This window comes from Microbacterium sp. PI-1 (genome assembly GCF_004337555.1).
GTDB classification, from domain to species: Bacteria; Actinomycetota; Actinomycetes; order Actinomycetales; family Microbacteriaceae; genus Microbacterium; species Microbacterium aurugineum.
Genome location: NZ_SJYZ01000007.1, coordinates 124,177 through 137,419 on the forward strand (window position 1 = coordinate 124,177; position 13,243 = coordinate 137,419).

General features: G+C 69.3%; 7 protein-coding genes. 5 read left to right on the forward strand and 2 right to left on the reverse strand.

Annotated features, from left to right (window positions below; genetic code table 11):
- Entirely contained in the window at positions 1-606 is a 606-nt protein-coding gene (locus E0W80_RS08415; RefSeq protein ID WP_131492084.1) for a zinc-binding alcohol dehydrogenase, read from the reverse strand.
- An 86-nt stretch (positions 607-692) separates the two neighbouring features.
- Between E0W80_RS08415 and purM the strand changes: the two genes are divergently transcribed.
- Genes purM through E0W80_RS08430 form a run of 3 tightly spaced genes read left to right on the forward strand, consistent with a single transcriptional unit; the run spans position 693 to position 4,597 of the window.
- The gene (gene purM / locus E0W80_RS08420) at positions 693-1,808 is read left to right on the forward strand and encodes a phosphoribosylformylglycinamidine cyclo-ligase (RefSeq protein WP_131492085.1); all 1,116 of its coding nucleotides are present in this window, start codon (positions 693-695) and stop codon (positions 1,806-1,808) included.
- Between the two features lie 6 nt (positions 1,809-1,814).
- Complete coding sequence (purF, locus tag E0W80_RS08425) at positions 1,815-3,287, forward strand: amidophosphoribosyltransferase (RefSeq protein WP_047522956.1); 1,473 nt, start codon at positions 1,815-1,817, stop codon at positions 3,285-3,287.
- Positions 3,284-4,597, forward strand: coding sequence for an MFS transporter (locus E0W80_RS08430; protein ID WP_131492086.1), 1,314 nt, complete (start codon positions 3,284-3,286; stop codon positions 4,595-4,597). The genes purF and E0W80_RS08430 overlap by 4 nt, the downstream gene beginning before the upstream one ends.
- A 239-nt stretch (positions 4,598-4,836) precedes the next feature.
- On the opposite strand, the gene E0W80_RS08435 is transcribed toward E0W80_RS08430, so the two are convergent.
- A complete protein-coding gene (locus E0W80_RS08435) occupies positions 4,837-5,880 on the reverse strand; it encodes a substrate-binding domain-containing protein (RefSeq protein WP_131492087.1) in 1,044 nt (347 codons plus the stop codon).
- Positions 5,881-5,974: 94 nt separating this feature from the next.
- On the opposite strand from E0W80_RS08435, the gene E0W80_RS08440 reads away from it, so the two are divergent.
- Positions 5,975-7,801, forward strand: coding sequence for a beta-galactosidase family protein (locus tag E0W80_RS08440; protein ID WP_131492088.1), 1,827 nt, complete (start codon positions 5,975-5,977; stop codon positions 7,799-7,801).
- A gap of 239 nt (positions 7,802-8,040) precedes the next feature.
- Positions 8,041-13,221, forward strand: a complete 5,181-nt coding sequence (locus tag E0W80_RS08445; protein ID WP_131492089.1) for an endo-alpha-N-acetylgalactosaminidase family protein — start codon at positions 8,041-8,043, stop codon at positions 13,219-13,221.
- Positions 13,222-13,243 lie beyond the last annotated feature (22 nt).

Here is a 13,243-nt window from a genome sequence, read left to right on the forward strand (position 1 = left end):
CTACGCCAGCTCGGCGATCACCGGACGGATGGCGGCGTCGAACGCCACGACGTCGCGCCGCAGGCCGTCGGTCACCGCGACGGTGAGCGCTCCGATCCACCAGATGCCGCGCTGCGAGAACGGCAGCACCTGCACATTGAGCTCGAACGAGTGCGCCCGACGCCCGACCTCGCGCTCGAACTCCGCGATCGCGCTCGCATAGGCGCGGTAGGCATCGCCACCGGTATGGCTCTTCATCGAGCTCACATATCGGTCGTGCGCGGCGCGCGCGTAGCGGAGTGCGGACTCCGCCTGCGGAGCGATCGCGGCGGTCAGCTCTTCGGCGCCCGAGGCCGGCAGCGCGACCAGGGTGTCGAACCCGTCGATGAGCTCGAGCGGCACGTCGGAGGGGTGCGCGCGCGGCTCGACCGTCATGTCCCAGTACTCGCGCCATTGCGCCTCGACCGCGGGGGAGGCGTCGACCGCATCCGGTGCGCGGACGGCGAGCTCACGGAGCGTCGGGAGGCCCTCCGGCTCGCGGATCCCGAGGCTCTGCCGCAACGCGAGCGCGACGAGCACCGGAACGCTCGCGTCTTCGCGGATGAGCCACTGCGGCTTGTCGGCCATGGCCCCATCGTAGGCGGGTCGAGGGCCCGGATCCGAGAGTGATCCTGGCGGAGAGTCGAACCCCTCGCGGGCGGTAGGCTGGAAGCGTGGCTGCCTCCCCCACCAATCCCTATTCCGAAGCCGGCGTCGACACCGCTGCAGGTGATCTCGCCGTCGAGCTGATGAAGTCGTCCGTGCGCGCGACGCACGGCCCCGAAGTTCTCGGCGGTGTCGGCGGATTCGCCGGACTGTTCGATGCCAGCGCGCTGCGCGATTTCCGTCGCCCCCTGCTCGCGACCAGTACCGACGGCGTCGGCACGAAGGTCGCGATCGCGCAGGCGATCGACAAGCACGACACGATCGGCCAGGACCTGGTCGGGATGGTCGTCGATGACATCGTCGTGGTGGGCGCGAGGCCGCTCTTCATGACCGACTACATCGCGTGCGGCAAGGTCGTCCCGGAGCGCATCGCCGACATCGTCCGGGGCATCGCCGAGGCGTGCTCGGCCACCGGCACGGCACTCGTCGGCGGCGAGACCGCGGAGCACCCCGGGCTTCTCGGGCCCCGCGACTACGACGTGGCGGGTGCGGCGACCGGTGTGGTCGAGGCCGATGCGATCCTCGGGGCCGAGCTCGTGCAGGACGGCGATGCGGTGATCGCGGTCGCCTCCAGCGGACTGCACTCCAACGGCTACTCCCTCGTGCGCCACATCGTGACCCGCGCGGGGATCGGGTACGGCGACAACGCCGCCGACTTCGGCACCACTTGGGGCGAGGCGCTCCTCGAGCCGACCCGCCTCTACACGCTTCCCCTTCTGCGTCTGATCGAGCAGCTGGACGGCGGAGTCCACTCTCTCAGCCACGTCACCGGCGGCGGCATCGCGGCGAACCTCGCCCGTGTGCTCCCGCAGGGCAGCTGGGTGGAGGTCGACCGCAGCAGCTGGTCGCCGAGCCCCGTCTTCCGCGTGCTCAGTGACATAGCCGGCTCCACGCTGGAGTCGGCAGAGGGAACCTGGAACCTCGGCATCGGCTTCCTCGCCGTGGTCGCCGCGGAGAAGAAGGATGCCGCGATCGCGGCGCTGAACGCCGAGGGCATGCTCTCGTGGCAGGTCGGGACGGTGGGCTTCGGTCCGCGTCCGGCCGGTGAATTCGAACAGGGCGCCAAGGGCGTCGACGGTGGAGCGGTGCGCCTGGTCGGCGCCTACGCGGACGGAGCGAAGTAAGAGCCCATGTGCGGCATCGTCGGAATGGTGGGCTCTGCCCCGGTCAATCAGGACATCTACGACGCACTCCTGCTGCTGCAGCACCGCGGCCAGGATGCGACGGGCATCGCCACCGCCGAAGCGAACGGCGTGATGCACAACGCCAAGGCGCAGGGCATGGTCCGTGAGGCGTTCCGCACCCGTGACATGCGCGCGCTGCTCGGCAACGTGGGCCTCGGCCACGTGCGCTACGCGACCAAGGGCACGGCTTCGAACGAAGAGGAGATGCAGCCGTTCTACGTGAACGCGCCGTACGGCATCATCCTCATCCACAACGGCAACCTCACCAACACCCGCGAGCTCACGGCCGACATGGCCAAGCGCGACCGCCGCCACCTGAACTCGTCCAGCGACACCGAGCTGCTGCTCAATGTGCTCGCCGGCGAACTGCAGAACACGACCTCGGCCGTCGACCTCGACCCCGAGCGCGTCTTCGAAGCCGTCGCCCGCACGCACGAGCGGATCGAGGGCGCGTACGCCGTGATCGCCGTGATCGCCGGCTACGGTCTGCTCGCCTTCCGCGATCCGTTCGGTATCCGCCCGCTGATCCTCGGTCGTCGCCCGTCGACGGTCCCCGGTGCCGAGGGCAAGGATGAGTGGGTCGTCGCGAGCGAGTCGCTCGTGCTCGAGAACGGCGACTACGACGTCGTCCGTGAGGTCGAGCCCGGTGAGGCGGTCTTCATCACCAACGACGGGGAGCTGTTCTCGAAGCAGTGCGCCCCGGCCGCGACGCTCGCGCCGTGCGCCTTCGAGTACGTCTACCTCGCGCGCCCCGACTCGGTCATGAACGGCATCTCGGTGTACGAGTCGCGTCTGCGCATGGGCGACCGTCTGGCCGACACCATCGCCAAGCACGTGCCGATGGACAAGATCGACGTGGTCATGCCGATCCCCGACTCCTCTCGTCCCGCCGCCATGGAGGTCGCCCGCAAGCTCGGCATCGAGTACCGCGAGGGCTTCTACAAGAACCGCTACGTCGGCCGGACCTTCATCATGCCCGGGCAGGCGGTGCGCAAGAAGAGCGTGCGTCAGAAGCTCAACGCCATGTCCACCGAGTTCCAGGGCAAGAACGTGCTGCTGATCGACGACTCGATCGTGCGCGGGACCACATCCAAGGAGATCATCCAGATGGCGCGGGATGCCGGTGCCGCTTCGGTCACCTTCGCCTCCGCGGCGCCTCCCGTGCGGCACCCGCACGTGTACGGCATCAACATGCCCTCACGCCACGAGCTCATCGCCCACGGGCGGACGATCCCCGAGATCGCCGAGGAACTCGGTTGCGATCACCTCGTGTACCAGGAGGTCGACGACCTCAAAGCGGCGATCATCGAAGGGTCGGCCCTCACGGACCTCGACCTGAGCTGCTTCGACGGCCGGTACGTGACCGGCACGGTCTCCGACGAATACCTGGCCTGGGTGGAGGGGTCGCAGACCTCATGACGATGCCGGGCGCTCGACCGCTGTGGCAGGGTCGGGCTCTCGCACTCGTGGGGATCGTCCTGGTGGCGTTCTCGCTGCGCTCGGCGGTCGCCTCCCTGTCTCCGGTGATCGACCATGTCGCCGAGGACTTTCCCGTCTCGCCGGTGATCATCGGGTTGATCGGCGCCGCCCCTCCGGTCTGCTTCGCCATCTTCGGGCTGCTCACGCCGTTGTTCGAGCGGCGCTTCGGCCTGGAGCGGATGGCGATCGCCGCGATCACCCTGATGGCTCTGGGGCTGCTGCTGCGCGGTCTCGCCATCGACTCCACCACCTTGCTCGCGGCGACCGCGGTCGTGTTCGCGGGGGTCGGTTCGGGCAACGTGCTGCTTCCCCCGCTGGTGAAGAAGTACTTCCCCGACCGCCTCGGGATCATGATGACGATCTACTCGACCACGATGGCGGTGTCGACTTTCCTGCCGCCGCTCGTCGCGGTTCCGGTCGCCGATTCGCTCGGCTGGCGGGTGTCGCTCGGCATGTGGGGCATCGTCGCCGGAATCGCACTGGTGCCCTGGGTCGCGCTGCTGTTGGGGAATCGGGCTCGCGCGGACGCGCCGATGAAGACGGAGCTCCTCGTCCCCGATCCCACGGACGGTGTCAACGACGTGCAGGATGCGGTGGCCGTCGCGACCGGTCCGATCTCGACCACTCCGGCGAACCGCAGACACTTCGCCCGCCTGTGGCGACTGCCGCTCGCCTGGGCACTCGCGCTCGTGTTCGGGGCTTCTTCCACCATGGCGTACGTCTCGTTCGCGTGGATGCCGACCATGCTCGTCGACATCGGCGGGGTCAGCCCGGCGACAGCGGGCTTCCTGTTGTCGCTGTTCGCGCTGATCGGTCTTCCCTGTTCACTGCTGGTGCCGATCCTGGTGGTCCGGTTCCAGGCGACACGTCCCCTCTTCTTCGTGGCCGTCGCCGGAGGACTGGTCGGGCTCGCCGGCCTCCTGCTCATCCCGACCGTGGCCCTGCCGCTGTGGGTGAGCATCTTCGGTCTCACGGCCATCATGTTCCCGCTGAGCCTGGTCCTGCTCAGCATCCGTGCCCGTACGCCGGAGAGCGCCGTCGCGTTGAGCGGGTTCGTGCAGAGCATCGGCTACGCGATCGCCGCGGTGTTCCCGCTGCTGATCGGGCTGCTCCACGAGACCACCGACGGCTGGCAGATCCCGCTCCTCGTCATCGCAGGTGTGCTCGTCGTCGTGATCCCCGCGGGCGTCGTCGCAGGGCGTCGCCGCACCGTCGAGGACGAGTGGGAGCGCCGGCACGGCCGCTGGTGAGCGTACGGAGCGGGCTGCGGCGCGGAGGTGCGGTGGCTGCGGTGGCTGCGCCGGTGGTGGCGGTGGTGGCGGTGGATGCTGGCACACGTTTCGAAGGAGATCTCACGGAACGAAGGAGGCTTTGCTCAGTACGCTCCTTCTTTCCGTGAGATCTCCTTCAGGTTGTGCGGGCCTGGAACAGGCTGCGGCCCTGGAACGTGCGCCTCGTGCGCCTAGTGCGCCTCGTGCGCCTCGTGCGCCTAGCGCGCCGAGCGCGCCGAGCGGGGCGGGGCCGTCGACGAGCGCACGATGAGCTGCGGCTCGGTGGAGGGCATCTCGCCGACCGCCTCATGTCCCTCGATCTGAGCGATGACCCGGAGAGCGGCCGCACGGCCCATCGCCTCGAAGGGCTGGCGGACGGTCGTGAGCGCGGGGGAGGCGTACGCGGCGAGAGCGATGTCGTCCACGCTGACCACCGAGACGTCCTCCGGCACACTGCGACCGGCCTCGTGCAGGGCGCGGATCAGACCGAACGCCATCTCATCACTGCTGACGAAGACGGCGGTAGCCTCCGGGATGGCGGCGATCGTGCGCCCGGCGCGGTAACCGGATTCGGGTGTCCAGTCAGCGGGGATCAACGGCGGCGGCACGATGCCCCGATCGCGGAGCGTCTGCTCCCAGGCCTCGCTGCGCTGCTGTGTCTCGGTCCAGTAGTCGTCGCCCGAGACGTGCCACACGGTCTCGTGCCCGAGGTCGAGGAGGTGCTCGACGGCGAGGCGGGCGATGGCGCGCTGGTCGACCGCGAGGGGGGCGTCCTCGTCCAGGGAGGTGCGTTCGCTGCGGGTCGCGGGCGTGCGCTCGGTGCGCGTCCGCATCGCCGGACTCTCGAGTTCGACCGGGACACCGAGGATGATGCCTTCCGCGCCCTGACGCTCCAGTCGGTCGAAGGCCTCCAGGAACGCTTCAGCCGAGGCATGGTCCGCGACGGCCGCCGTCGACACGGTGTATCCATTGGCCGCGGCCGCCTGCTGGATGCCGACACCGAGCGCCGCCGACGAGTACCGGTCCGTCGAGACCACGATCACGCCCAATACGCGAGTGCGACCGGAGGCGAGCGAGGCGGCGGCGGCGTGCACGCGGTAGCCGAGCTCCTCGACTGCCGCCAGGACACGGCGGGCGGTGTCGGGGCGCACGTTGTCCTGCCCGGACATGACGCGGGAGACGGTCTGCGTGGAGACTCCGGCGAGCTGGGCGACATCGACCTGGCTCGGGGCGCGGTCGTCTCTCGGGCGGCGAGGGGACATGTGCTCAATGGTAGCGATCAATCGGCGTAAATCCAGGAGGCGGCGAGTCGGGCGATGCGATAATGTGAACGCAAACACTCGTGCTTGGAGCGCTATGCCTGACCTTCTCGCCTCGGCTCTCGACGGCTCTTCCGTTGCCGTCGACGCCTCGGCCACCGCGACGCCGATCGGCGCGCCCACCCTGTCCTGGCGCGACGGGGAGATCCTCCGCGACGGTGTCACGCACCGCATCCTCGCGGGCTCGATCCACTACTTCCGGGTGCATCCCGACCTGTGGGAGGACCGTCTCCGCCGACTCGCGGCGATGGGCGCGAACACGGTCGACACCTATGTCGCGTGGAACTTCCACGAGCGCGTCGAGGGCGACGTCCGCTTCGACGGATGGCGTGACATCGAGCGCTTCATCCGTCTGGCCGGAGAGGTGGGTCTGGATGTCTTCCTCCGCCCCAGTCCCTACATCTGCGCCGAGTGGTCCAACGGCGGCATCCCGTCCTGGTTGTCCGGGCGCGTCGCGGCGCTGCGCACCAGCGATGACGGCTTCCTCGCCGCGGTGGACGCCTGGTACGACCGCTTGATCCCCCGGCTCGTTCCGCTCCAGGCCTCGCACGGCGGACCGATCGTCGCGATCCAGATCGAGAACGAGTACGGGTCGTTCGGCAGTGACGCCGACTACCTCGCACACCTGCGGGACGGGCTCCGCCGCCGCGGGATGGTCGAGATGCTCACCACCGCCGACGGCATCACGGGCGACATGATCGAGCATGGCAGTGTCGCCGGGGCCCTGGCGACCTTCACGTTCGGCACCGGGGTGGCGAGGGCCGTGGAACTGCGCCGCGAGGGTGATGCGCTCATGTGCAGCGAGCTGTGGGGTGGCTGGTTCGACCACTGGGGGGAGCGGCACCACGTGCGTTCGGCCGCGAGCGCCGGGGGCACGATCGAGGAGCTGCTGACCGCCGGCGGATCGGTGAGCCTGTACATGGCGCACGGTGGCACCAACTTCGGCCTCTGGAACGGGGCCAACCACGACCAGGTCCTGCAGCCGACCGTCACCAGCTACGACTCGGACGCACCGATCGGCGAAGACGGAACGCTCACCGAGAAGTTCCACGCGCTCCGTGCGCTGTTCGCGCCGTTCCATGCGGGTGAGCTCCCCCCGGTTCCCGGTGCGCCGCGGCGGCAGGGCGCGGCGACCACGCCGCTCGAGCCGCGCGCATCCCTGCTCGGGCTGATCGCTTCGCTCCCCGTGGCCGGTGACGTCTCGCCGCGACCGCGTACGTTCGAGGAGCTCGGTGCGGAAGACGGCCTCGTCGCGTATGAGGCGGACGTGTCCTTCCCCGCCGAGGCGACGCTCACGGTCGACGGGCTGCACGACCGTGCCGTGGTGTTCCTCGACGAGCGGCGCCTCGGCGTGCTGGAGCGCGACGGCGAGACCTCTCTCGCTCTGCCCGCTGACGGCGGGATGGGACGACTCACGATCCTCGTCGAGAGCCTCGGACGGATCAACTACGGGCCGTACACGGGCGAGGGCAAGGGCATCATGCGCGGCGTGATGATCGGCCGTCGGCTCGTGAACGGCTGGACGCATCGCGTGGTTCCCCAGGAGGTACCGGCTCTCCCCACCGCCGCGACCGACGCGACCGACGCAACGGATGGTGTGGCCATCGCCTCCCTCGATGTCGCCGAGCCGCTCGATGCCTGGCTCGCCTTCCCCGGCGGTGCCAAGGGGATGGTCTGGCTGAACGGCTTCCTCCTCGGCAGGTACTGGAAGGTCGGTCCGCAGGAGACGCTCTACGCGCCGGCGCCGCTGTGGAAGGCCGGCCGCAACGAGATCGTCGTGCTCGACACCGATGTCCTCGGGGTGACCGTCGAGATCCGTGAAGAACCGTCGTTCGGGGAGACCGAGGAGTTCATCGGCTCCTGATCCGGACGCCACGAGAGCCGTCCTGCACCGAGGGTGTGGGGCGGCTCTTCTCGTCTGTTCTTCTCGTCCGTGCACGCCACTTCTCGCCAATGTTTGCGCTTCTGCTCGCTTGATGCTTGATATTTAGGCATCCACGCGTCTACTGTGATAGCGCAAACATCGATGAGGGTCGTCGATGATCATCTGCGGCGCACCGGGGCGTCTGTGCTCCCGGCCGCCGCTCGACCGAGAGGCAAGACGTGTCGAAACCTTCCCGACCGCCCCGCGCTACCGTCGCCCTCAGCTCGCTGCTGGCGACGGCACTCGCCTTCGGCGGCGTGCTCACCCAGGCGCCGGCCGCGCAGGCCGCCGAGCTGATCCCGGTCCCGAAAGCCGACTACCGCCTGCACGCGGTGTCGAGCGAATCGGACCCGTACCCGGCGCCGCCCTCGCTCGACGGCACCGCTCTCGGCGCCTTCGACGGCGATTTCGCGACGCAGTGGACCTCGCGCTACACCGCGAACGCGCCGTTCCCGCACTGGATCGTCGTCGACCTCCAGCGCTCCCTCTCGGTGAAGGCCCTCGACTACTCGGTAAAGCGCGGCCAGGCCGTGGCTGCGAAGACGGTCGAGGTCTACGTGACGGACGATCCCGATGTCGCGCGAAGCTCGCCGGCCGACGGCGGATGGGGTGCGGCCTCGGGCACGGCGGTGCTGTACGCTCCGGCCGCGAACGACGAGAAGCAGCGCATCACACTGGATGCTGCGAAGGACGGCCGCTACGTGGCCCTGCTCGTGATCGACGCGCAGGGAACCACCGGCGGCGGAGCCGGCGAGATCGAGGTGCTCTCCGACGAGGAGCTGCCCCCGATCGTCACCGAGCCGGAGGAGCCGGACACGGATGAGACCGTCGAGATCGCCGCCGGCGGCACCACGGCGGTCGTCTCGACCGAGTTCCCCCGCATCACGCAGTATCGCGTGGGGAGCGAGAGCATCGCCGGCCAGCGCACCTCGGCCAAGACCTGGTCGGTGAACGGCGCGAGCTACGCGTCGGAGACCACGTCGACGCCGTCCGCCACCGGGATCGACTATGTGTCGACGCTGACGGGCATCGACGTCACCGTGCGCAGCAGCATCCGCGTCGCGGAGGACGGAACCGTCGGGTTCGAGGTCACCGCGGTCGAGGGGGCGGCAGCCGTGACCACTCTGGGGCTTCCGGACAACGCCTTCCTCTCCGCGACCGCCGCGGATGCCGGGTCGGTGCTCGATCGCACGGTGATCAGCCCGGACAGCACCAAGAACGCCGACGAGCACATCGCGGTGAGTGCTTCGACGGCGACCGGCCAGAAGGGGGCAGCCTTCGCCTTCCTCGGCAACGGCGCGCTCATCGGCAGCGTGATCACCAACGCGACGACCCAGGCCTCCGGCGGCACGGCGTCGTGGAACACGCGCCTGACCACACGCATCACCGAGGCGGCGGGACGCACGGCCGAGGTCGGTTCCAGCGCCTGGCTGATCCACCCGACCACGGCGATGGACAGCCGGGTGACCACCTACGCCCTTCCGAAGGTCACGGTCCTCCTCGCGGCGGACCGCAACGGCGACGCGAAGGTCGACTGGCAGGACGGCGCGATCCGCTACCGCGAGGTCGACACCCCTCGTCTCGGCGCCGATCGGGTCGCCGAGCGCGTGGTCAGTCGCATCCCCTTCAACTTCGCCTCCAGTGCGACGAACTACTTCGATCTGGTCCTCGACAACACCAAGCGCATCGCGAACCAGACCGACGGTCTCGGCCAGTGGGTGCTCAACAAGGGCTACGGCAGTGAAGGCCATGACTCGGCGAACACCGACTACGGCGGAAACTACAACGAGCGGGCGGGCGGCCTCTCCGACCTGAACACCCTCGTCGACGAGGGCGCGAAGCTCAACGCCGACATGAGCGTGCACGTCAACGCCACCGAGATCTATCCGCAGGCGAACGCCTTCGACTCTGCGATCCTCGACGGTGCCGCCCCGTACAAGCCGGGCTGGAACTGGCTCGACCAGTCGTACTACATCAACCAGCAGACCGACCTCGGTACCGGACGGGTGCTCGACCGCTTCCAGCAGCTGCGGGACGAGGTCCCCGGTCTCAGCGGCGTCTACATCGACGTGTACTACTCGAACGGGTGGGTCGCCGAAGAGCTCGCAGACGAGCTCAACAGCATGGACCTCGAGGTCGCCACAGAGTGGGGTGACAAGTTCGTCGACAGCACGGTCTGGTCGCACTGGCCGAACGACCTTAGCTACGGCGGGGTGACGAACAAGGGCATCAACTCCACGATGGTGCGCTTCATCCAGAACGGCCAGGCCGACGTCTGGAACGACGATGCGCTGCTCGGACAGCAGCGACTCGTCGACGCCGAGGGCTGGGTCGGCAACCGCAACTGGGACGGCTTCGTCGACAACATCTGGACCCAGAGCCTGCCGACCAAGTTCCTCCAGCACTTCGACCTGCTCACGTATGAGGCGGGTGCTGAGGCGACGCTGACCGACGACGTCGCCGTGCGCATCGACGGCAGTACCCGGGTCATCACGATGGACGGCGCCACGGTGCTGCGGGGTGACTCCTACCTGCTCCCCTGGCAGTCGCTGTCTTCCAACGAGGAGGCAGGTTCCCCGGTCGACGCCGACAAGATGTACTTCTATTCGGCGTCGGGAGGCGAGGAGACGTTCGGGCTCACCGAGGCGTTCCGCGGCAACACCGCCTTCGACGTGTTCGAGCTGGGAGACCAGGGGCGCGTCAAGGTCGGCACCGTGAATGCGGCAGGCGGCGAGCTCACGCTCAGCGGAGACGAGGGCACGGCCTACGTCGTGGTGCCGCAGGGTGGTGCCCAGCGCGCGGCGGTCGAGTACCACGACGCCGGTCTCGACGACCCGGGTTTCAACTCCGGTTCGCTCGACGTCTGGAATCCCCAGGGCGATGTGTCGGTCGAGCGCACCGACCTCGGCAGCGCGAAGAACGAGTCCCGGGGCGACAACGTCGCCGTGCTCGGTGCGGCCGCCTCGTCGATCTCGCAGACCGTGACCGGCCTCACCCCCGGGCAGCGGTACGCGTTCTCGGCGCAGGTGCAGATCGATCCGACCGCGACCCGCGACGTGAGCGTCTCGGTCGACACCGGTTCCGGTGCGGTGACCCGCACCTGGAACCTCTCTCCGACGTACAACTACATGCGCGCCGACTCCAAGGCGGGTCAGTACTACCAGCGCGGGTCGACGTCGTTCCTGGCCCCGGCGTCCGGTGAGGTCACCGTGTCCGTCGGTGCCGTCGCGGGTGACGCGAAGGTCCGGATCGACAACGCCCGGGTCTCGCGCGACACGACCGCACCGTTCACGGCCGGCACGGTGTACTCGAACGACTTCGAGGGCAACGAGGCCGGGTGGGGCCCGTTCGTGAAGGGGAACGCCAACGGCATCGACGACCCGCGCACGAGCATCTCGCGCCGACACGATCCGTACACGAGCAGCGAGTGGCGCAACACCGCCAAGCCGTTCGACGCGGGTGCGCTCGCGGGGCTTGCGGTGGATACGACGCTGACCGGCGACCACTCGCTCATGTCGCACTCCGAGAACAGCGGGGTCGTCTATCGCACCGATCCGACACTCGTTCCGCTGCAGGCGGGGCACTCGTACCGGATCGGATTCGACTACCAGGTCGGCGCGAGCGGCGCCTACCGCTGGCTCACCGGCACGGATGCGGTGGCGGGCGGCACGGTCACCTCGACCACGCTCAGTCGCACCGGGATCACGCAGGCGCTGGAGACGGCGGAGTTCTCGCAGGATGTGATCGTCGGATGCGGCGACTACACCTGGGTCGGACTCGAACGCGTCGGGGGACCGGACGTGGACTTCGTGCTGGACGACTTCACGGTCACAGACCTCGGCCCGACGACCGGCGGCACCCCGTGTGCGACGGTGTCTGCGGAGGCGGGCGTCCTGAGCCCCGGCGCGCAGACCGCGTTCACGACCACCTTCACCAACAGCGAGTCCCTCGCCGTCGAGAACATCGGCGTGCAGCTCGAGGTGCCGGAGGGGTACGCGGTCGAGGTCGCCGACGACTCGTCGAACCTGTTCGAGAAGGTCGAGCCCGGGGACAGCGTGGACACCACGTGGCTGGTCACCGCGCCGGCGGAGGCCGCGGGCACGACGGTCGGCATCGGGATCGCGGCGACGTATCTCGCGGACTGCGATGTGCGCACGGTCGTGACGACGCAGGAGGTGTCGGTGTCCTCACGGGCTCGCATCCCCAACGCGCAGATCTCCGCGACGGCGAGCTCCGAGGAGACATCCGGGGAGAACGGTGCGGCCGTGAACATGCTCGACGGGAATGCGGGCACGTTCTGGCACAGTCGGTGGAGTTCGGCGGCGACGTCGTACCCGCACGTGCTGACCTTCGACCTGGGCGCCGCCGAGCAGGTGGACGGCATCTCGTACCTGCGCCGCGGCGCCAACCAGAACGGTCCGATCAAGGGCTACGAGGTCGCGGTGTCGACCGACGGGCAGACGTACACGCCCGTCGTCTCGGGCGAGTGGCAGAACGTCGCCGAGTGGCAGGACGTGGACTTCGCGGAGACCACGGCGCGCTACATCCGCGTGACCGCCACGTCGTCCATCTCGGGCACGCAGTTCGCGGCCGTCGCCGAGATGGCCGTGTACGGTTCGCCGACCCCGCAGAGCGGTCATGCTCCCGCGACGCGGCCGGACGACGATCTGAGCGGCTGCAACCCGGTGATCGACCCGAAGCTCGGTCTTGACGCCGACTCGGTGCGGGCGGGAGAGACGGTGGGCATCGCGCTCACGGGCTTCGCTCCGGAGTCCACCGTGTCGGTCTGGCTCGACGACGCCCGGCTGACCGGTGCCACGGTCGATGCGGAGGGCGCGCTGACGACGCGACTGCTGATCCCGACGAACGCCTCTGTGGGCACGCACCGGGTGATCGTGCAGGATGCGGCCGGCGCGGAGCTCGCCAGCGCTCCGTTGAAGGTCAAGAAGGCGAAGCCGGGGAAGAAGGCGACCATCACCGCAGCCATCGGATCGGTCGTCGCCGGCGCGAGCCTGACCGTGCAGTTGAGCGGATTCGATCCCGACGCGCTGGTGCAGCTGTGGCTGCATTCCGAGCCGGTCCGCATCGGTGAGGTGACGATCTCGGCCGACGGTGATGCCGTCGCCACCGTCACGATCCCCGCGGCGACGCCGGCCGGCGCGCACGCGCTCGTCGCGACCGATGCGCAGGGCGTCGAGCTGGCGCGGGGTGACCTCGCCGTGACCGCGGCGGCCGGGAGCGGCGGTGACCTCGCCTCCACCGGTGCGGAGGGGGCGATCTGGGCGGGCGCGGCGTTCGCGGCCCTCGCGGCGATCGGCCTGGGTCTGGCCCTGTGGCTGCGGAGACGCCGCCACAGCTGACCGCCCCGCGGACACACGACCG